19 protein-coding genes are annotated in these 20,409 nt (G+C 42.4%); all 19 read left to right on the top strand.

The window, feature by feature from the left end:
- The first annotated feature begins 102 nt into the window (after positions 1 to 102).
- Complete coding sequence (locus LPB68_RS11735) at positions 103 to 1,782, top strand: putative polysaccharide biosynthesis protein (protein ID WP_068661282.1); 1,680 nt, start codon at positions 103 to 105, stop codon at positions 1,780 to 1,782.
- A gap of 63 nt (positions 1,783 to 1,845) precedes the next feature.
- Positions 1,846 to 3,345 carry a bifunctional methyltransferase/pyrophosphohydrolase YabN gene (yabN, locus tag LPB68_RS11730; RefSeq protein WP_068661281.1) on the top strand — a complete coding sequence of 500 codons (1,500 nt, stop codon included), beginning with the start codon at positions 1,846 to 1,848 and terminating at the stop codon, positions 3,343 to 3,345.
- A gap of 175 nt (positions 3,346 to 3,520) precedes the next feature.
- Entirely contained in the window at positions 3,521 to 3,793 is a 273-nt protein-coding gene (locus tag LPB68_RS11725; RefSeq protein WP_068661280.1) for an HU family DNA-binding protein, read from the top strand.
- 2 nt (positions 3,794 to 3,795) lie between these two features.
- Positions 3,796 to 4,077, top strand: a complete 282-nt coding sequence (locus LPB68_RS11720; protein ID WP_068661279.1) for an RNA-binding S4 domain-containing protein — start codon at positions 3,796 to 3,798, stop codon at positions 4,075 to 4,077.
- A gap of 116 nt (positions 4,078 to 4,193) precedes the next feature.
- Positions 4,194 to 4,478 carry a sporulation protein YabP gene (gene yabP / locus LPB68_RS11715; protein ID WP_068661278.1) on the top strand — a complete coding sequence of 95 codons (285 nt, stop codon included), beginning with the start codon at positions 4,194 to 4,196 and terminating at the stop codon, positions 4,476 to 4,478.
- A complete protein-coding gene (gene yabQ / locus LPB68_RS11710) occupies positions 4,475 to 5,044 on the top strand; it encodes a spore cortex biosynthesis protein YabQ (RefSeq protein WP_068661277.1) in 570 nt (189 codons plus the stop codon). Before yabP ends, yabQ begins: the two co-directional genes overlap by 4 nt.
- 13 nt (positions 5,045 to 5,057) lie before the next feature.
- Positions 5,058 to 5,393: an FtsB family cell division protein gene (locus LPB68_RS11705; RefSeq protein ID WP_068661276.1), complete on the top strand. Its 336-nt coding sequence runs from the start codon at positions 5,058 to 5,060 to the stop codon at positions 5,391 to 5,393.
- 123 nt (positions 5,394 to 5,516) lie between these two features.
- Positions 5,517 to 6,047 (top strand): S1 domain-containing RNA-binding protein, encoded by a 531-nt coding sequence (locus LPB68_RS11700; protein ID WP_068661275.1) that lies wholly within the window; start codon positions 5,517 to 5,519, stop codon positions 6,045 to 6,047.
- Between the two features lie 338 nt (positions 6,048 to 6,385).
- On the top strand, positions 6,386 to 8,893 hold the full coding sequence (gene spoIIE, locus LPB68_RS11695; RefSeq protein ID WP_068661274.1) for a stage II sporulation protein E: 2,508 nt from the start codon (positions 6,386 to 6,388) through the stop codon (positions 8,891 to 8,893).
- Positions 8,894 to 9,020: 127 nt separating this feature from the next.
- Positions 9,021 to 9,761, top strand: a complete 741-nt coding sequence (locus LPB68_RS11690; RefSeq protein WP_068661273.1) for a vWA domain-containing protein — start codon at positions 9,021 to 9,023, stop codon at positions 9,759 to 9,761.
- Positions 9,745 to 10,689 carry a protein kinase domain-containing protein gene (locus LPB68_RS11685; protein WP_068661272.1) on the top strand — a complete coding sequence of 315 codons (945 nt, stop codon included), beginning with the start codon at positions 9,745 to 9,747 and terminating at the stop codon, positions 10,687 to 10,689. The genes LPB68_RS11690 and LPB68_RS11685 overlap by 17 nt, the downstream gene beginning before the upstream one ends.
- Before the next feature lie 48 nt (positions 10,690 to 10,737).
- Entirely contained in the window at positions 10,738 to 12,165 is a 1,428-nt protein-coding gene (gene tilS, locus LPB68_RS11680) for a tRNA lysidine(34) synthetase TilS (RefSeq protein ID WP_068661271.1), read from the top strand.
- 69 nt (positions 12,166 to 12,234) lie between these two features.
- On the top strand, positions 12,235 to 12,774 hold the full coding sequence (gene hpt / locus LPB68_RS11675) for a hypoxanthine phosphoribosyltransferase (RefSeq protein WP_068661270.1): 540 nt from the start codon (positions 12,235 to 12,237) through the stop codon (positions 12,772 to 12,774).
- A gap of 100 nt (positions 12,775 to 12,874) precedes the next feature.
- A complete protein-coding gene (gene ftsH, locus LPB68_RS11670; protein ID WP_068661269.1) occupies positions 12,875 to 14,932 on the top strand; it encodes an ATP-dependent zinc metalloprotease FtsH in 2,058 nt (685 codons plus the stop codon).
- A 284-nt stretch (positions 14,933 to 15,216) separates the two neighbouring features.
- Complete coding sequence (gene nadA / locus LPB68_RS11665) at positions 15,217 to 16,155, top strand: quinolinate synthase NadA (protein WP_068661268.1); 939 nt, start codon at positions 15,217 to 15,219, stop codon at positions 16,153 to 16,155.
- A 39-nt stretch (positions 16,156 to 16,194) separates the two neighbouring features.
- Positions 16,195 to 17,811 carry an L-aspartate oxidase gene (locus LPB68_RS11660; RefSeq protein ID WP_068661267.1) on the top strand — a complete coding sequence of 539 codons (1,617 nt, stop codon included), beginning with the start codon at positions 16,195 to 16,197 and terminating at the stop codon, positions 17,809 to 17,811.
- Entirely contained in the window at positions 17,801 to 18,676 is an 876-nt protein-coding gene (gene nadC, locus LPB68_RS11655; protein WP_068661266.1) for a carboxylating nicotinate-nucleotide diphosphorylase, read from the top strand. The genes LPB68_RS11660 and nadC overlap by 11 nt, the downstream gene beginning before the upstream one ends.
- The gene (locus tag LPB68_RS11650; protein ID WP_068661265.1) at positions 18,673 to 19,440 is read left to right on the top strand and encodes a type III pantothenate kinase; all 768 of its coding nucleotides are present in this window, start codon (positions 18,673 to 18,675) and stop codon (positions 19,438 to 19,440) included. The genes nadC and LPB68_RS11650 overlap by 4 nt, the downstream gene beginning before the upstream one ends.
- A 76-nt stretch (positions 19,441 to 19,516) precedes the next feature.
- Complete coding sequence (gene hslO, locus LPB68_RS11645) at positions 19,517 to 20,401, top strand: Hsp33 family molecular chaperone HslO (RefSeq protein ID WP_068661264.1); 885 nt, start codon at positions 19,517 to 19,519, stop codon at positions 20,399 to 20,401.
- Positions 20,402 to 20,409 lie beyond the last annotated feature (8 nt).

Raw genomic sequence — 20,409 nt, 5'->3', positions numbered from 1 at the left:
TCCGATTAATATATAGTCCTTATTTAAGTTGCATAGGCGATAATGAAATTGATTCATAGAATGAGCCATATTCAAATAAAGTTATAAAGTAGGGAATAACGGATGAAGGAAACCAATACAGCTGCTAGAATGTTACAAGGAGCGTTTATTTTAAGCGTAGCAAGTATCCTATCCAAATTGATAGGTACATTGCAGAAAATTCCCTTGCAGAATATAGGCGGGGATGTTGTGTTTGGTATATACAATACGATCTATCCGTTTTATTATTTAGCCGTTACATTGGCTATGGTTGGATTCCCCATCGCTATATCGAAATTCGTAGCAGAGAATGAAGTGATGGGTCAAGACAGTGAAAGTAGACGAGCACTTCGATTATCCTCGTTACTAATAGGTTCGATAGGTGTCATATTTGGGGTGTTTACCTATATAGGTGCTCCAATGCTAGCAAATTGGATTGATAATTCTCATGTCGTTTCTGGAATTAGGTATGTCTCTTTAGCCTTTATATTCGTTCCTTTAATGTCGTTACTTCGTGGTTTCTTTCAAGGGCATCAGAATATGTACCCTACGGCCGTTTCACAGATCGTAGAACAGAGTGTACGTGTGGGTACGATGATTCTTCTTCTCTTGTACATGACGATGATACAAGCAGAGCCAGAACAGATTGCAGCAGGTGCACTATTCGGATCGTCCGTAGGCGGTGCTGCAGGGCTATTGGTGATGATTATATACTGGCGAAGGTATCGTGTTAGGGGAAAGCAGCAAAAGTTACTGAAGGAATCAGCAATAACAGCAGAGGCTAACCTATCAACGGCAAGCGCTGTGGTGGATCTTAAGCGAGAGAGTGATTGGCGTTTCTTGAAGAGAATGTTGGTGTATGCTATTCCAATCTGCCTAGCTTCCCTGGCTGTGCCATTAATGAATATTGTCGATACATTTACGCTTCCGCGGCTACTTAAAGCAGAAGGGTATCATGATGCCGGGGCAATGGTTCAGTTCGGAGTCTACAACCGAGGAATCCCACTGGTTCAATTAATAACGATGCTTGCAACCTCGCTTTCTGTATTATTCATCCCAGCATTAGCTGAAGCAAGAATCCAAGGCAATCACATGCTGATGAAGAGTCAGATTACATTATCGCTTCGTTGGTTCTGGCTTATTGGACTTGCGGCGTCAGTTGGGCTATGCGTGCTTGCCGAACCGATCAACGTGATGCTATATCAGGATGCCGTAGGCACAGATACGATGCGTTGGGTCGCCTTCACGGCGGTCTTCAGCACGGTGAGTCTGATTACTGCGGCGTTGCTGCAAGGCATCGGCATCGTGAAGGCACCAGCGGTGCATCTGCTCATCGGAGCCGTAGCGAAGACGGTGCTCAACCTGCTGCTGGTGCCGCAGTTTGGCATTACAGGGGCCGCCATCTCTTCCGTGGTGGCGAACTGCCTGGCTGCAGTGCTCAATGTGGCGCTGCTTGCCCGCAGCACCGGCTTGCGCGCCAGCGCCGGTGCTGCACTTGCGAAGCCGGCGGTGACACTCGCCGGCATGGCCAGCGCCGCAGGCGCCGCCTACTGGGCGGCTGGTGGTGCGCTGGCTTCGCTGAGGCTCCCACCGGGGCGTCTTGTCGCCACGGTTGAGAGCCTGAGTGGCGTCTTAGCAGGCGCCATCGTGTTTGTTGTGCTCATTGTGCTGACTAAGCTGATTAGTGAAGAAGAACTTCGTATGCTGCCGAAGATTGGAAATGGCTTAGCCAATTGGCTTAAAAAGTTACACGTATTACGTTAAGGGATGTAAGCTACAATAGAAATAAGTGATATGGGTATATTAAGATAGAACGGAGGATGTGTTATGAGCTCCATATTAACGGTTGTAGGGCTGGGTTCAGGAAATGCCGATCGGCTCACCGTAGGAATTATGAAGATAATACAGAATGCTTCAACAGTGTATGTCAGAACTAAGGATCATCCTGTCATGTCAACACTAGAAGAATGGCATGTTACATTGAAGTCATTTGATGAAATCTATGAATCTTATGATTCTTTTCCAGAGGTATATGATACAATTGCCAACTTATTAATTCAAAAGGCTAGCGAAGGTGAAGCGGGAACAGAGATCGTCTATGCCGTACCCGGTCATCCAATGGTGGCAGAGTCTACGGTACAACTTCTACGGGAGCGCTGCCCCGAATATGGAATTACGTTACAAATATTAGGTGGAGAAAGTTTCCTAGATGAAGCTTTTACCGCACTAGGATTTGATCCGATCGAAGGTTTTCAGTTACTAGATGCCTCGGGACTCAATCATACGTTGATCCAGCCGCAGTTACATACGTTGATCGGACAAGTATATGATCATTTTACCGCCTCGGAAGTGAAGTTAAGCCTGATGGAGGTCTACCCGGATGATTATATCGTTACTGTAGGACATGCTTTGGGTGTAGAAGGGCAAGAGGACATCGTTCATGTGCCATTATATGAATTAGATCGCGTAGAGGGATTCGGTAATCTTTCGTTAGTGTACATACCTCGAGATGACAATGATCAGCTTCGACAACGTACTTTTGCACGTCTGCATGAGATTGTCGATATTCTAAGAAGTCCTCAGGGATGTCCATGGGATCGGGAACAGACCCATACTTCATTACGTAAGAACCTTATTGAAGAGACATATGAAGTGCTTGAGACCATCGATGAGGATGATCCAGAGCATATGCAGGAAGAATTAGGTGACTTATTGTTGCAAATCCTGCTTCATTCACAGATGGAAGAAGAGAACGGAACCTTTAACGTCTACGATGTCATTCAAGGTATCAATGATAAGTTAATTTTCCGCCATCCGCATGTATTTGGTGATATCATTGCGAATGACGCTGAATCTGCCTTGAATAATTGGGAGAAGATGAAAGCTGAAGAGAAACTTCGCAAAGGAATAAATCCAGAGAAAGCTTCAGTTCTAGATGGCATTCCAAGGGATTTACCAGCATTGATGAAAGCCTATAAAATTCAGAAAAAAGCAGCCAAGGTCGGATTCGATTGGGACCATATCGATGGTGTGTTTGCCAAAATAGAAGAAGAATTAGTGGAATTACGGGAAGCTATTGATCAGGGACAAACTCAGGAGGAGCAAGTGTTAGAGTTAGGTGATCTATTATTCGCTGTCTCCAATGCTGCTCGATTCATTCACGCCGATCCAGAGGACGCACTATCAAGAACAAATCAGAAATTTACCCAGAGATTCCACTTTATTGAAGAATATTTACAAGAGCGAGGAAGGTCGATTACAGAAGCAAATCTGGAAGAGATGGAAGACATTTGGGTATTGGCAAAGTCACAAAACGTCAATAAATAGCAAAATCCGGGTTAAAAATATAAAAAACTACAGCGCAAAAGCAGGAATATGAAACTTAATCAAGAATACCCATATAGTGCAACTCCGATATGCGCAAGATTGTATCCGTTGATACTGACTCCGCCATACGGATGTCCAATAACTTTTTAATGATATATTTAGGAGGAAATTAAAAATGAACAAGACAGACCTTATTAACAACATTTCTGAAAAAAGCGGGTTGACTAAGAAAGATGTTGAATCCGTATTAAATGGCTTTCTAGGTGAAGTTACAGACGCATTGGCAAGTGGCGATAAAGTACAATTAATCGGATTCGGTACATTCGAAACTCGTAAGCGTGCTGGACGTACAGGACGTAACCCACAAACAGGTAATACAATTGAAATCCCTGAGTCTACTGTACCAGCATTCAAAGCAGGGAATAAACTTAAAGAAGCCGTAAAATAAGTATGAGAATAGATAAATTCCTTAAAGTATCAAGGTTAATTAAACGGCGTACGGTAGCAAAGGATATATCGGAACAAGGTCGGGTCCTCATCAATGGTCGGGAGTCTAAACCTAGCAGCGCAGTAAAAGTGGGCGATGAGATTACGGTCCAATTTGGCCAAAAGCTGGTTACAGTTCGTGTTGAAAGGCTCGCCGAGAGTACCCGTAAAGAAGAGGCGACAAGCCTCTACACCTTGGTTAAGGAAGAGCCAATTGTTAGAGATAACGGTCTAGATTGGCAATAAATATAAATAAAAGAGCACCTTCTTCTTAAGTGAAGAAGGTGCTCTTTTATTTATAAGTCCAGTTCTAATGTGTCCATGCCTACCATAAGATATCTGTATAAGGAGGGGTACATGCCATGATTGAACAAAGTAAAGCGAAAAGTCATGATCTTCATATGCAGAACCGTAGGCAGATTCATATGACAGGTGTTCAGAATGTGGAGAGCTTTGATAGTGAGAAGTTTCTGTTACAGACTGATCTCGGACATTTGACCATAAAAGGTCAGAATTTACATATCAAGAACCTTAGTTTAGAGGAGGGGCTACTCTCTATAGAAGGGCTCGTACATTCCTTAGTCTACTTGGATCCCGGATCCAGTCATAGTAAGAACAAAGGAATGCTAGGTAAGTTATTTAAATGAATCCATATGCTCAATGGATAACACTACTGTGGATGTTATTCTCAGGAACAACGATGGGACTGGCATATGACAGCTACCGGGTGTTGTCCAACCAGTTCCGTTTTCCTAAATGGACCATCCATCTAATGGATTTCATATATTGGTGTGCAATGGCTATATTTGTTTTTCGAATGCTCTATATCAGTAACCAAGGAGAACTGCGATTTTATGCATTTGTTGGATTGTTTTTAGGAATATGGAGCTATTTTTTAATCTTAAGTGTTACTACACAGCGTTTTGTGGTAATGTTAATAAAGGTAGTTCAATATGTATTGTATTTGCTGAAGCGATTATTAATCGTTTTGGTGTGGATACCGATTAGAAGTCTATATCGTATGGTAGTAGGCTTACTAGGTATAATATGGTCAATTGTCATGTTCATCCTAGGAATTGTATTACGATGTTTATATCCCTTCTGGAAACTATTGAAATGGGCTACTCTACCGACCTTATCTAGACTGGGTGTGCCAGATAGAATAAAAAAATGGACGCGGATTTGTGTTGATTTATGGAATCGCTGGACATAAGGAGGATTCACTCATGGGCAAATATGCCTCGCAGGCATCAAGTCAGCAACAATCAATTAAAAATGCAGGCGGGCGTAGACGATTGATCCTGTGGATATGCTTTATGCTTCTCTTTTTATGTTGGGCGGGATACACGCTTATAAATCAAAGATCGCAAATTGCAGATATGAACATGGAATTGATTAATAAGGAAACAACCAAGACCGAAACGGACCAAACAGTTCTACAACTAGAATACGAAGTCAATCGGTTACAAGACCCTGAATATATCGGGCAACTGGCACGTAAGGATTATGGTCTGTATAGACCTGAGGAAACCCCCATTCGTCCGGATATTTCAAGCCCGTAATATAGCGTAAATATAGGTTATTACAATATTGACCTTGCTTTGCGCATTATGTATAATCAAATCACCACAGCCAAGATTTTCGAATTTTGCTGTATATTTTTTTAGGGAGGATCATTTTATTCTATGGCAATCGAAGTAGGCACCAAGTTAGAAGGTAAGGTAACAGGCATAACGCACTTTGGAGCGTTTGTGGATCTGTCAGGAGGCGTCACGGGTCTAGTTCACATCTCAGAGATCGCTGATAATTACGTTAAGGATGTCAATGATCATTTGAAGATTCATGATGTTGTGACCGTAAAGGTGATCAATGTTGACAAGGACGGCAAGATCGGGCTATCCATCAAGCAAACTGTTGATAAGCCAGTTGAATCGAGACCAGCAAGAAGTCCAAGACCTGAACGCAGCGGTAGTACTGGTGGCAGAGAAGGTGGCGGTGGTGGAGAACGATTTAGTGGCGGCGGCAGAGAAGGCGGCGGTGGTGGCGGTGGCGGTTTCAATCGTGACCGTGGCGGGCGTTCATTCAAGCCTCCTGTCAACAAAGCTACATTCGAGGATAAAGTGTCACGCTTCCTAAAAGATAGTGAAGAACGGGCATCGTCAATTAAGAAGAATACGGAATCCAAACGTGGTGGACGTGGCGCAAAACGCATGTAAAGTGTGAAACATATAAGATGACCGTAGTAGGCGAAAGCCTCTACGGTTTTTTTGTCGCCTGAAACAACTTGGCGACATCTTCCAACTCATTTCCAGTATTCTCATGTTCAATCGCTAGGTCATGATGGAAGATTTCTGACGATTCAGTTTCACATGTGATCTAAGATGGGAGTCGGAAACGTTATGTGTTATAGGTTTGAAGTGCTTGTCCGATATTCCGCAGGGGAGGCTTTTTTGTCGTAAATTTCTTAAAGGGTTGTCTGCTGTTCTGACAAACTTATCCGTGAAGACCGTTCTATAATGTACCAACAAACATTCATAAGGACGGTGTTATTATCATGGATAAAAGAAATGTAATAGATTTCCCTAGTGTTCACAAAGCAGAAGGATCAAAGGTAGCTTACCAACCCCAACCGTGGGTTGCTCGTATAACACAGGGGCGTGTTATACGGGGGACAATGAATATGATTGCAACGAAGAAGTGGATGATTGTGTTGGCAATGATGGGATTCTTATTGGGAAAGGCTATGATTTTGGATGAGTTATCACCCTTTGCATTAGCATTCTTTGCAGTTATTGCATTCATGAGAAGGGATTATCTTCCTGTCGTAACGGTCGCGATCATTGCGGGTAGTCTATTTGCTCCATTTCCAACACCGTTGTTGATTGTTGCAGAAATAATTGTTTTCTATCTTATTCATAAAGGCCTTCAGGCTTTTGAACATGCTGAGTTATCTTATGCGCCTATGATGGTATTCATTTCAACTTTCTGCATTCAATTGTTTCATGGTCTTATAGGTCCATCGCTTACCTGGTATACACTATTCATGGTGACAATTGATGCTGTATTAAGTTTTGTGCTTACGATGGTCTTTATTCAAGCGATTCCTGTATTTACATATCGCAGTAAGAACTATCAGTTGAAGAATGAAGAAGTCCTTTGTTTGATCATTCTACTAGCATCAGTTATGACGGGTGCAGTGGGGTGGAATGTTTATTCTCTATCGATTGAGCATATTCTCTCGCGGTACCTTATTTTATTGTTCGCGCTAGTAGGTGGAGCATCACTTGGAGCTTCTGTCGGAGTAATAACAGGCCTTATTCTAAGTTTAGCGGATATATCCGCCATATATCAGATGAGTCTGCTCGCTTTCTCCGGTATGCTTGCTGGGATGTTACGTGAGGGACGCCGTGCCATGGTTGCCATCGGAATGTTATTAGGTTCATCGATTCTTTCAATTTATTTCATCGGGCCAGGAGATGTCATGACTTCTACTTGGGAGACTTGTGTAGCCATTATACTGTTCATGATTACACCTAAGGCTTCGATTGCGTTAATCTCCAAATACGTACCAGGGACACAGGATCATACGAAGTCTCAGCATGAATATGCCAAGCGGGTACGTGATATAACAGCAGATCGGGTGACACAGTTCTCACAAGTATTTAGGCAATTGTCTCAAAGCTTTGGGCAAATCTCGGGTACAGAGGAAGTAAGCAAGCGTACGGAAGAAATGGATCATTTCATGAATGCTGTCACAGAGGGGACTTGTGCGGGATGTTTCAAGAACCAACATTGTTGGGATAAGAAATTCTATCAGACCTATAAATATATGACAGAAATGATGAGCGCTGTTGAAGATACACCTGATCTCTCATCAGACAAGGTACCGCATGAGTGGAATCGAATATGCCATAAGACAAATGATGTTCTCGAAGTGATGAAGAAGCAGTATCAGCTCTATCAACATGATATGCAATGGAAGCGTCAAATATACGATAGCAGGCATCTAGTGGCAGAACAATTGTCAGGAGTATCCCAAGTGATGGATGATTTGGCACGTGAGATCAAACGGGGAGGTCAAGCTCTCTATAGGCAGGAAGAAGAGATCAGAGAGGCCCTTGAAAGAATGGGATTGTCTATTCATGGGATCGATATCGTCAATCTCGATTCAGGGCATGTAGAGATTGAGATCGTACATGCGTATACAAGGGGCTATGATGAGTGTCGTAAGATTATTGCACCACTTCTCTCAAATATTCTAGATGAGCATATTGCTGTGATGCAAGAGTCATCGACAAGTAGAGATGGACTTTCGACTGTTGTGTTCGGTTCAGCCAAAACATTCGAAATAACAACTGGTGTGGCGGGGGCTGCTAAAGGTGGAGATATATTCTCAGGAGACAGCTTTAGTACAGTAGAAATAGGCAATGGCACATTTGCAGTCGCTTTAAGTGATGGAATGGGCAATGGTGAACGTGCACGACTAGAGAGTAGTACGGCCCTAGATATATTAGAACAACTACTTCAGTCTGGTATGGATGAGAAATTAGCGATAAAATCTGTTAATTCGATTCTTCTTCTTAGATCACCTGATGAAATATATGCAACGGTGGATATGGCTTTGATCGATCAGTATACGGCTGAAACAACATTTATGAAGATTGGTTCTACTCCTAGTTTTATAAAAAGAGGCCATGAGGTTATTCTTGTCTCCGCAAGTAATCTTCCGATAGGTATTATTCAGGAAATTGAAGTAGATTTAGTTACAATTCAATTACAAGCTGGCGACATTGTTATTATGATGACAGATGGACTATATGATGCCCCAGGTTATGCTGTCAATAAGGAGCTATGGATGAAGAGGATTATTCAAGAGATTGATAGTGATGACCCGCAATATATTGCTGATAGTCTATTGGAAAAGGTTATTCGTTATCAGCAGAATCAAATCCAGGATGATATGACAGTTGTGATTGGAAAGGTAGAGCGTTATCAACCGCAATGGGCCACACTTCATGTTCCTGGACTAACACGGATGGAACGACCACGAACAGTAAGCTAGCTAGAAGTTGGAATATGACTCGCTTATGATCATGGATAACATGATACTCTTGGAAGTCTTGGTTTGAATTCTCTCATTCTTGGAAATGATAGAGAGAAGGAACTAAGCATAGGGAGAGTGATTAAACATGAAGCAAATAATGTTGATTACAGACGGTTGTTCCAATATGGGGGTGAGCCCCATTCTAGCAGCAGCGCATGCATTGGAGGAAGGAATCACAGTGAATGTGGCAGGAGTCATAGATTACGGAGCGATTGGTGATTTTGGTAGCCTGGAGATTTCTGAGATTGCGAAGGCCGGTGGAGGAATTAGTCGTATTGTTGGCACTCAGAAATTAGCCCAGACGATACAAATGATGACTCGTAAAACGGTGATGCAGAGTATCCAACAAGCTGTTAATAAAGAGTTGCAACATATTTTAGGTGATTCATCGCTTGAGAACTTGTCACCAATGCGCCGTTCACAAGTGGTTGAGGTCGTAGATGAACTGACTGAGACTACGCCACTTCAAGTAGCCCTGCTTATTGATGCTAGTGCAAGTATGAAACCGAAACTATCTGCTGTAGAAGAGGCTATCCGGGATTTGATGTTGAGTTTACAAGCTAGGGAAGGGTTTAGTGAGTTAGCTGTATTCCACTATCCGGGAAGCCATAGTAGTGAGGACGCCATTATGAATACAAGTTGGACCTCTGATCTTGGGAAGTTAAAGTCATTGTTTAATCGAATTCAGATGAGGGGAGCGACACCGACAGGGCCTGCGATCATGAAGGTGATTGATTTCTTTCGTTATGGTACACTAGATGAACATCAAACATGGCGAGGAAACTCCGATGAGGAAGAAGGGATAATCGGTGGCAACGTCGTCTAATACCGAATACTCACCGGGCACGGTGGTCAAGGGGAAATGGCGGAATAATCGCTTTGTGATTCAGCGTATACTCGGAAGTGGCGCCAATGGAACCGTTTATCTTGTTCAGAAGGATGGTTTTCGCGATAATTATGCGCTAAAAATGGGTAATGATACACTGGAGTTACAATCGGAGATTAATGTATTGACTGCATTGCAGACAGTGCGTAAACAAAAAGATAAAGAAGAAGGTATAACGCATCGTCCATATTTGTTAGAAGTGGATGATTATGCAACACAGACGCGTGATATTCCCTTTTATCTTATGCGATATGTTGAAGGTATGCCTATTCACTGGTTTATCCAAAAGCGAGGCAATGAATGGTTAGGAATTGTGGGTCTAAGACTCTTAGATAAGCTTCGCGATTTACATCAATCAGGGTTCGTATTTGGTGACTTGAAACCTGAGAATGTTATGGTATCTGCGTATGGTGAGGTTGAACTTATAGATTATGGTGGAGTTAGCACGATAGGTCGCAGTGTGAAGCAATTTACTGAGTGGTATGATCGTGGATATTGGAATTCTGGATCTAGGGCTAGCGATGAAGGCTATGACTTGTTTGCTTTTGCCGTGCTCTGTATTCACTTACTTCACAAGGACGCACTGAAAGCGGCCGCCACTCAGCATTTACCGCAGACACGGAGTAAGTCAGATCTATTGTCACTTGTGCAACGAAGTCATAGGCTTAAACCTTATGCTTCATGGTTGGCGATGGCTATACGAGGAGAATTTGAAGGATCAACCCAAGCCCGAGATTTATGGAAACAACAAATAAATAAACCCGCATTTCAACATCAGCCTACAATTAAGACACCCTATTGGTTAAGATTTGCATTTACCTTTTCTATCTTGTTATTATGTGGAGTAGTTTACTTGGCACTTCGATAATAAGATAAGCGGATTTAAGAATTAAAGTGGGAAAAGGAGCAACTAGACATGAGCATGCACATTTTAGTAGAACATGTGCTTCAGACTGCGAAAGAAAATAGTCTATGGAACCCTCATGATACCATCATAGTTGCAGTCTCCGGTGGGCCGGATTCTGTAGCTCTTTTACATGTCATGCACGAGATATCTTATAAACATACTCCTTTGAACCTTATATGTGCTCATATTCATCATGGTCTTCGGATAGAGTCGGACGATGAAGCAGTCATGGTACAGAGAATGGCAGAAGGATTGGGTATTCCATTCGTGATGGAGGCCATTGATGTTCCTGCTTATATGAAAGAAAGCGGTAAAGGTGTGGAAGAGGCGGCACGGGTAAAAAGATATGAATTCCTTATGAGAACAGCTACAGAGTACGGCTCTCGGTCTATCGCACTAGCTCATCATGCGGATGATCAAGCAGAAACTGTACTTCTGCATCTGTTGCGTGGAAGTGGGCCATCCGGACTTGTTGGGATGAAATTAAAAAGAACTATAAAAAATATGGAACTTATTCGACCTCTTTTACGTATATACAAAACAGACCTCATGGAAGTCTGCGAAACTGAAAATTTTCAATATGTTATTGACCAGAGTAATCTAGAAACCAAGCATAGACGGAATGCGATTCGTCTGGATATACTGCCTTACTTGGGGCAATATAATGGACAGATTACTCAGTCTTTGAATCAATTATCTAACGTAATGACAGCAGAGGATGAATATGTAGAGCTAGCTGCTGAGGAGAAATTCCTCGAACTTGTGCAGAGAAGCGACGGAAGGTTCACCTTTGGGGTACCTTCTTTTTTGGGGTTACATGTTGCTTTACAACGGAGGTTGATTAAACTAATATTAAATTACATGTCAGTGGACTCAGAAATCATCGATTACAACAAGGTCGAGTCCCTTCGCGAAGCGATCACAAGTAGCCTCACTACAACCTGGAGTCGAGATCTAGGAGGAGGATATGTATGTATTCGCGAATATGATGTTGTGACTCTTCAGCCTAAATCTAAATCACATATGCAGCGATTAAGCTATACATATCAAGTGAGTACAGCTGTTTCAGAACATATGGTGAGTGAAATTGGTAAGGTCTTGAAAGTTTCAATAGAGTCAAGAACTGAGATGTCATGGTCAAAAATGGAAGTAGGACAGTATGAAGCGATGTTTGATGCTGATCAAATTGTATTTCCTTTGACTGTGCGATGCAGGCAGGATGGGGATACCATTAAGGTTATGGGGTTAAATGGTAGTAAAAAGGTGAAGAATATTTTCATCGATGATAAGATTCCACCATCTTTACGAACTCAAATTCCCATGATTCTAGATGGAAACAATGTCATCATTTGGATACCTGGTATACGTCGTTCTATCCACGCTCCGATTCATCAACAGACAACTTCTGTTCTTCATTTATCTCTTGAAGATACATAGGCATACGAATTGGGTAATAGTTAGGGTAGGTGCAGTAGTCTTATAGTTTAACATAGGGGGTTCAGTTAGTTGCAGAATGATATATTAGAAATACTCATCAGCGAAGAAGACATCAAGAAGAAAGTTACAGAACTTGGAGAGAAATTAAGTGCCGAATACGTTGGGCGCAATCCTTTAGTTATATGTGTTCTGAAAGGTGCATTTATTTTTATGGCGGATTTAGTTAAGTCCATCAACGTGCCATTAGAAATCGACTTCATGGCAGTATCTAGTTATGGTGCATCAACCAAGTCATCAGGTGTTGTTAAAATTATTAAAGACCTGGACGTTCCTGTTGAAGGACGGGATGTATTAATTGTAGAAGATATTATCGATAGCGGACTTACATTAAGTCATCTAATTGAAATGTTGAATAATCGGAATGCGAAATCTACGCGTGTGGTCACATTATTTGACAAACCATCTGGTCGTAAGGTAGATTTACAGGCAGATTATGCAGGATTTATAATACCCGACGCATTCGTCGTCGGATATGGTTTAGATTACTCAGAGAAATACCGTAATCTACCCTATGTCGGCGTATTGAAGCCGGAAATTTATTCTCATTAATCAGTAAATCCATGGCATAGTCTTTAATAAATTCGCCTCTATTGAGATCGACTGATTGGCTATGGTAAAATAACTTAAGTGTCTTGAGAGGAGGTAGGGGATGAATCGGTTCATCCGTAATTCTGGTTTTTATTTGATTCTATTTTTAGTCGTGGTGGGCATTGTTCAATTCCTCAGTAATAGTCAGGAAGCTGCTGACGCCCCTAGATATGACGAGTTACGCCAGCAGATTAAAGAAAATAATATTGCTGAAATGAAGGCTCAATTTGACGGTTATGCCTATCTAGTGACTGGTAAATATAGGGAAGTTGCAAGCGAAAAGTCTGATACTTTTACGACTTATATTCCTGATACTGATTTTGCATTGGAGGAAGTTATCCAATCAAGTGAAAAGAATGGCTTTAGTCTTGAAGTAGAACCGATGAAAGGCCAAAGTGTTTGGCTGACATTACTTTCATCGTTTATTCCATTGATTCTTATGTTTGTCCTCTTCTTCTTTATCTTCAATCAATCGCAGGGTGGCGGCGGCAAAGTGATGAACTTTGGCAAGAGCAAAGCTCGATTGTATACCGAAGAGAAGAAAAAAGTTACATTTGAAGATGTTGCAGGTGCTGATGAAGAGAAGCAAGAGCTCGTTGAAATTGTTGACTTTTTGAAGGATCCTCGCAAATTTGCTGCTGTTGGTGCACGTATTCCTAAAGGGGTTCTATTAGTAGGTCCTCCAGGTACAGGTAAAACGTTGTTAGCTAAGGCAGTTGCAGGTGAAGCTGGTGTACCTTTCTTCAGTATCTCAGGTTCTGACTTTGTAGAAATGTTCGTTGGGGTTGGTGCTTCGCGTGTTCGCGATTTGTTCGAGAATGCGAAGAAGAATGCTCCATGTATTATATTTATTGATGAGATTGACGCTGTAGGTCGTCAACGTGGTGCAGGTCTTGGTGGTGGACATGATGAGCGTGAACAGACACTTAACCAATTGCTCGTAGAAATGGACGGATTTGGTGGTAACGAAGGCATCATTATGATTGCTGCAACCAACCGTGCTGATATATTAGACCCGGCATTGTTACGTCCGGGACGGTTTGACAGACAAATTACGGTTGATCGCCCAGATGTGAAAGGCCGTGAGGCTGTATTGAAAGTCCATGCACGTAACAAGCCAATAACTGATGATGTTAAATTAGATGTTATAGCTAAACGTACGACTGGATTTACAGGTGCAGATTTGGAGAATCTTCTAAATGAATCTGCGCTGATTGCAGCACGTCGTAACCGTAAAGATATTACGATGTCTGAAGTAGACGAAGCGATTGATCGTGTTATTGTAGGTACGGAGAAACGTAGCCGTGTCATCAGTGATCGCGAGAAACGAATTGTTGCTTATCATGAAGCGGGTCACACCATTGCAGGTTATTTCTTAGAACATGCAGATATGGTTCATAAAGTGACGATCATCCCTCGCGGACGTGCTGGAGGATATGTCATAATGCTTCCGAAGGAAGATCGCATGCTTGTTACGAAACAGGAATTATTTGATCGAGTAACAGGGTTGCTTGCTGGTCGGGTAGCTGAAGAAATATTTATCGGTGAAATTGGTACCGGTGCGTATAGTGACTTCCAACAAGCAACAGGTATTGTACGTAGCATGATCATGGAATACGGTATGAGTGATAAGCTAGGACCAATGCAGTTCGGAACTTCTCAAGGGCAAGTGTTCCTTGGTAGAGATATCGGACATGAGCAGAATTATAGCGACTCTATTGCCTATGAAATTGATCAGGAAATGCAGAATTTCACCAACTACTGCTATGAGCGTTGTAAAGATTTGTTGATCAAACATACGAAGGAAATGCATCTCATTGCCAATACGTTATTGGAAAGAGAAACATTAGAAATTGATCAAATTAAACAACTGATTGATGTAGGTTTCCTTCCAGAAGATAAGCCAACTCAATCTGAAGTGACAGAAACTCCGGCTGAGAACAGCACACCAATCATTGAAACGGTTGGCGATGTTAAAGTTCGTATTGTTTCTAAGAATGATGAGCAGGATATAACTCCATCTGGAGATATTCCTAACACGACAACAACTCCTGATGCATCTGAGGGAGATCCAAGTGATTCTGGTAATGAGGGCGGAACTCCTCCTGATAGTAAATAAGGAGAATGAATGCAATATTATTTACCAGAACGATATAAAGAAGTCCGTATTACACAGCTGTGTAATACGGACTTCTTTTTTTTATATCTAAGTTCATATTATAAGTAACTTAATCACCGACAGACAACCAGATTGATTGACAGAGTGATGAACGTTGTGTAAATTAATTGATAAACAGCAGTAGATGGCGCTGAAGCGGCTTGATATTTCACAAAGAGAATATCACTCGTTAACCAGATGATCGTGTAAGTATAAAAATAAGGTTACATATAGGGGGAATAATGATGGAAGCTCTCGCATTGGAACGTAAAGCGGAACAGAATAAAGAATTACGCGAACGGCTAATGAAGCTGAAGAAAGAACGTAATGCAATTATTTTAGCCCATTATTATCAACGTGATGAAGTACAAGAAGTAGCTGATTTTCGAGGCGACTCTTTTCTTCTTGCTCAAAAGGCTGCTCAAACGGATGCTGAAGTGATTGTGTTTTGTGGTGTTCATTTCATGGGAGAAAGCGCAAAGATCCTCGCACCGAATAAGACGGTATTGATCCCTGATGAACGAGCAGGCTGTCCGATGGCAGATATGGTTAATGTAGATGGCCTTCGCAAGTTAAAAGCGCAACACCCCAATGCCAAGGTCGTTACATATATTAACTCTTCTGCAGAGATCAAGGCGGAGACGGATATTTGTTGCACCTCAGCAAATGCAGTTAGAGTGATTCAGTCTGTTGATTCAGATGAAATCATCTGGGTTCCCGATAAGAATCTGGGACATTATGTGCAACAACATACAGACAAGAAGCTGATAATCTGGGAAGGTTATTGTAATACACATGACATGCTCACGGTTAAAGATGTATATGAAATGAAGGCGAAGTATCCAGATGCCCCTTTTGTTGTCCACCCTGAATGTCGACCAGAAGTTGTTGAATTGGGAGATTTCGTAGGAAGTACGACAGCAATTCTGGAATACTGTAAAAAGTCAGATGTGAAACAGTTTATCGTAGGTACCGAAGATGGAACCGGATATCAGCTACGCAAGGACAGCCCAGATAAGACTTTTCATTTCGCTACTAAGTTCTTAGTATGCCCTAATATGAAGGTTAATAATCTTAAAAAGCTTGTGAAATGTCTGGAAACGATGAAGCCACAAATATACGTTCCTCCGGCGATTGCTGATAAAGCTAGAATTTCCCTAGAGCGCATGTTACAAGTCCAGTAGCATGCGCTACTCTTTCTCTTAAGACAGGTGAACAACGTAATGATTCCACGTTATTTAGTAGACTTCGATCTTGAAGCTCTTCCGAAAGTGAAAACGGATGTGATTGTGATTGGGTCCGGTATTGCCGGATTATTTACTGCAATTAAGGCTGCTAAAGATCGTAAAGTGTTAATGATAACAAAAAATGCTTTATTGGAGAGTAACACACGTTATGCACAAGGTGGAATTGCCGCTGTGATCTCAGAGGATGATTCACCAGCCTACCATCGACAGGATACGCTGCTCGCTGGGGCTGGTCTTTGTTCGTCTACGGCAGTGGATGCCCTGGTTAACGAAGGACCTAACGGGGTTAAGGAACTTATTCGACTTGGTACCACCTTTGATGAAGATGATGGAGAGTTAGCCCTTACACAGGAGGGTGCACATAGTCACAGACGTATTTTACATGCAAACGGTGACGCGACGGGGTTCGAGATAGTTAGAGCGTTATCTGAGCAAGTGAAGAAAAAGGACAATATTGAATTATGGGAAAATCACTTTGTACTAGATATGATTACAGATGAAGGCGTCTGTGTTGGAGTACTTGTCCAAGACCCTGGAGGGAATCGTATCTTTGTCCAAGGAGATGCGACTATCCTATGCTCTGGAGGATCTGGACAATTATATCGCTATACAACCAATCCAGAGGTGGCAACGGCAGATGGGATTGCTATGGCTTATCGTGCTGGGGCAAAAATTAGGGATATGGAGTTCCTTCAGTTCCATCCAACAGCGCTATGTTACCCAGGTGCTCCTAGATTTCTAGTATCGGAGGCGGTACGTGGTGAAGGTGCAATACTGCGTAACATCAAGGGTGAGCGGTTTATGGACAAATATCATGAGCTACTTGAACTGGCTCCTCGTGATATCGTAGCCCGGGCGATTGTTAGTGAGATGGAAGAAACGAAATCTACTTTTGTATATTTGGATATTACACATGAGACTACAGAGTTGATTAAACATCGCTTCCCGACGATCTTCGAGACATGTATGCTATATGGATTAGATATGACGAGCGATTGGATACCAGTCGCTCCAGCCGCCCATTATATGATGGGTGGAGTACAGACGGATCTCAATGGTGAAAGTAGTCTATCTAGGCTATTTGCATGCGGAGAAGCATCTTCAACGGGCGTCCATGGTGCGAATCGATTGGCAAGTAATTCACTGTCAGAGGCGATTGTATTCGGTCGTCGGATCGTGGAGCGAATTCGAGAATTACCTCCGTTGAATTGGTCTAGAGGTTCACTCGTGGTAGACTATAAAAGGGTGGAAGTTCCGATGCAGGCGATCATTGAGCGGCGTTTGAAGCTACAAAAGGTTATGGTTCGAAATGCAGGTCTCTGGCGCAATGAAGAACTGTTGACAAAGGGGATTGAGGAACTAAGCCGTCAGTTGCCTATTTTTCAATCAGCATTGTGTAAGAAAGAAGAATTTGAATTTGCAAATATGCTGACGTGTTCGTTGCTAATTATGAATGCTGCATTGGCGCGACAAGAGAGTCGTGGTGCGCACTATCGATCTGATTATCCAGAACGGAATGACCAGCACTGGCGCAAGCATCTCTTACAACAACGTGAGCATGAGATAGTGGAGGAACTCAGTGATGATGTTTAATAAATACAATGAAAATTTAGTGGAATCGATTCGCCTATGGTTGAGAGAAGATGTAGGTTCAGGTGATATGACTTCAATATCAACAATTACTATAGGAGAACAATCGAAGGGGATTATACATGCTAAAGCGGACGGCGTTATTGCAGGCCTTCCATTAGCGAAGTTAGTATTTGAAATTGTTGATCCATCCCTAGCCTTTGTGTCATATGTGAAGGAAGGGGAGTCTGTTAGTAAAGGAACGGTTCTTGCAGAAGTTGAGGGCAGTACACATAGTATTCTGACCGGTGAAAGATTAGCTCTTAATTTAGTGCAGCGGTTATCTGGCATCGCGACGAAGACGAACGCTTTCGTTGTCGCTCTTCAAGGATTGCCTACTCGACTTGTGGATACAAGAAAGACCACTCCTGGACATCGGTTATTAGAGAAGTATGCGGTTCGTGTAGGTGGCGGATGTAATCATCGATTTGGCTTATATGATGCTGTAATGATTAAGGATAATCATATTAAGGGTGCAGGTAGCATTGAACAAGCGGTTAGTCGTGCCCGTGCGCATATTCCGCATACGATGACTATCGAAGTGGAGACGGAGAGCTTGGAGCAGGTAAGTGAGGCAATTCTAGCTGGGGCTGATATCATCATGCTTGATAATATGAGTCATAGTCTCATGCATGAGGCTGTTGAAATGATCCGTTCTAAGGCATCTCATGTCAAAATAGAAGCATCTGGCAACGTCTCTTTGGAGACGATTCGGGGAATTGCTGTATGTGGAGTAGATATTATATCGGTAGGACAATTGACATATTCCTTCGATAATTTAGATATTAGTTTAGACCTTAACGCTAAAAAGGAGGGTCAGGCTTTATGATTCTTGTAGTAGACATAGGGAATACCAACATCGTGCTTGGCATCTACAAGAATAGCGAACTGACCCATCATTTTCGACTAAGTACTGCTCGCCAATCAACGATTGATGAGTTCGGAGTTATGATTTATAACTTATTTCGTATGTCGAATATTGCTGTAGATGAAATTGAAGGTGTTATCATTGCGTCTGTGGTTCCGCCACTAGTGAACGTATTTGAGGAGATGTGCCTTAAATTTATTCATATCACACCGTTGGTGGTAGGACCCGGAATCAAAACGGGATTGAACTTGCGTTACGAGAATCCACGTGAGGTGGGTGCGGATCGTATCGTTAATGCGGTGGCTGCGGTAAGTCAATATAAAGGACCACTAGTTGTGGTTGATTTCGGCACTGCAACTACGTTTGATTGTATTGATCATGAGGGGAATTATCTAGGGGGCGCTATAGTTCCTGGCATAGGTATTGCTACAGAAGCACTTTATCAACGTGCATCTAAGTTGCCACGTATTGAGCTGGAGAAACCTAAAAAGGTCATCGGCCGAAACACGGTACATGCGATGCAAGCAGGTATTATTTTTGGATACGCTGGGCAAGTGGATGGTATTGTAGAACGGATTAAGATTGAGATGGATGCTCCAACACTGAAAGTGATTGCAACAGGTGGAATGGCTGAATTGATTGCGAGCGAGACAAAATATATCGATGAGGTTAATCCGATGCTTACACTTGAAGGATTACGTTTAATTTATGAAAGAAATCAATAAGCGATATTAGGCTTAGAAATGATGAATTGCGAATGGATAAGACAGTGAATGAAATAAAAAAAGGAGGCATTAGGACATGAGCAACAAACAAGATCGCTTAATTCGAGGAACAGCCATGAATGGTCATGTACGTGCCTTTGTGGTGCGGACCACAACTTTAGTAGAGGAACTACGCCAAAGACATGATACGTGGCCAACAGCTACAGCAGCGATGGGTAGAACGCTAACTGCAGCGGCTATGATGGGTGCTATGCTTAAAGGGAAAGAGAAGATAAACATACAGATTAAGGGTGATGGTCCCATTGGTCAAGTCATTGCCGAGTCTAATGCGGTAGGGGATGTGCGAGGATATGTTACACATCCGCATGTTCATCTGCCAAGTAACAGTAAAGGTAAGCTTGATGTGGCGGGAGCTGTTGGAACGACTGGATTCGTCCATGTAATCAAAGATCAAGGACTGAAAGACTTCTATACAGGGAGTTCACCCATTGTTTCAGGCGAAATTGCTGAAGATATGACTTATTACTTCGCAGTTTCAGAACAGACACCTTCGGCTGTTGGCTTAGGCGTATTGGTGGGAACAGACAACGCGGTTATGGAAGCAGGCGGATTTATTATTCAGCTCTTGCCAGGTCTTAGTGATGATGAGATTGCTGCTGTTGAGCAGGCTGTCAATGCGTTTCCTCCGGTTACTTCACTAATGGACCAAGGGTTGGAATTGGAAGAAATGCTCCATCGGTTGTTACCCGATGCTGAAGTACTAGAGGAAATGGATGTCCGTTTCCAATGTCAATGCTCCAAGGAACGGGTGGAAACAACATTAATTAGTCTTGGGGAAAGTGAACTTCAACAGATTATTGAAGAAGATGGCAAGGCGGAAGTGGTATGTCACTTCTGTAATGAGGCCTATTCTTTTGACCAAGTAGAGCTTCAACAATTTATGGAACAATTCTCAAAGTAGAGATAACG

Source organism: Paenibacillus crassostreae (assembly GCF_001857945.1).
GTDB lineage: Bacteria > Bacillota > Bacilli > Paenibacillales > Paenibacillaceae > Paenibacillus_AQ > Paenibacillus_AQ crassostreae.
Note: the sequence above shows the minus strand (reverse complement) of the source record. Positions and strands in the feature narration are given on the sequence as shown.

Coding starts and splice junctions, on each gene's coding strand:
- LPB68_RS11735 (WP_068661282.1), top strand. CDS start 103: ATGAAGGAAACCAATACAGCTGCTAGAATGTTACAAGGAGCGTTTATT.
- yabN (WP_068661281.1), top strand. CDS start 1,846: ATGAGCTCCATATTAACGGTTGTAGGGCTGGGTTCAGGAAATGCCGAT.
- LPB68_RS11725 (WP_068661280.1), top strand. CDS start 3,521: ATGAACAAGACAGACCTTATTAACAACATTTCTGAAAAAAGCGGGTTG.
- LPB68_RS11720 (WP_068661279.1), top strand. CDS start 3,796: ATGAGAATAGATAAATTCCTTAAAGTATCAAGGTTAATTAAACGGCGT.
- yabP (WP_068661278.1), top strand. CDS start 4,194: ATGATTGAACAAAGTAAAGCGAAAAGTCATGATCTTCATATGCAGAAC.
- yabQ (WP_068661277.1), top strand. CDS start 4,475: ATGAATCCATATGCTCAATGGATAACACTACTGTGGATGTTATTCTCA.
- LPB68_RS11705 (WP_068661276.1), top strand. CDS start 5,058: ATGGGCAAATATGCCTCGCAGGCATCAAGTCAGCAACAATCAATTAAA.
- LPB68_RS11700 (WP_068661275.1), top strand. CDS start 5,517: ATGGCAATCGAAGTAGGCACCAAGTTAGAAGGTAAGGTAACAGGCATA.
- spoIIE (WP_068661274.1), top strand. CDS start 6,386: ATGGATAAAAGAAATGTAATAGATTTCCCTAGTGTTCACAAAGCAGAA.
- LPB68_RS11690 (WP_068661273.1), top strand. CDS start 9,021: ATGAAGCAAATAATGTTGATTACAGACGGTTGTTCCAATATGGGGGTG.
- tilS (WP_068661271.1), top strand. CDS start 10,738: ATGAGCATGCACATTTTAGTAGAACATGTGCTTCAGACTGCGAAAGAA.
- ftsH (WP_068661269.1), top strand. CDS start 12,875: ATGAATCGGTTCATCCGTAATTCTGGTTTTTATTTGATTCTATTTTTA.
- nadA (WP_068661268.1), top strand. CDS start 15,217: ATGGAAGCTCTCGCATTGGAACGTAAAGCGGAACAGAATAAAGAATTA.
- LPB68_RS11660 (WP_068661267.1), top strand. CDS start 16,195: ATGATTCCACGTTATTTAGTAGACTTCGATCTTGAAGCTCTTCCGAAA.
- nadC (WP_068661266.1), top strand. CDS start 17,801: ATGATGTTTAATAAATACAATGAAAATTTAGTGGAATCGATTCGCCTA.
- LPB68_RS11650 (WP_068661265.1), top strand. CDS start 18,673: ATGATTCTTGTAGTAGACATAGGGAATACCAACATCGTGCTTGGCATC.
- hslO (WP_068661264.1), top strand. CDS start 19,517: ATGAGCAACAAACAAGATCGCTTAATTCGAGGAACAGCCATGAATGGT.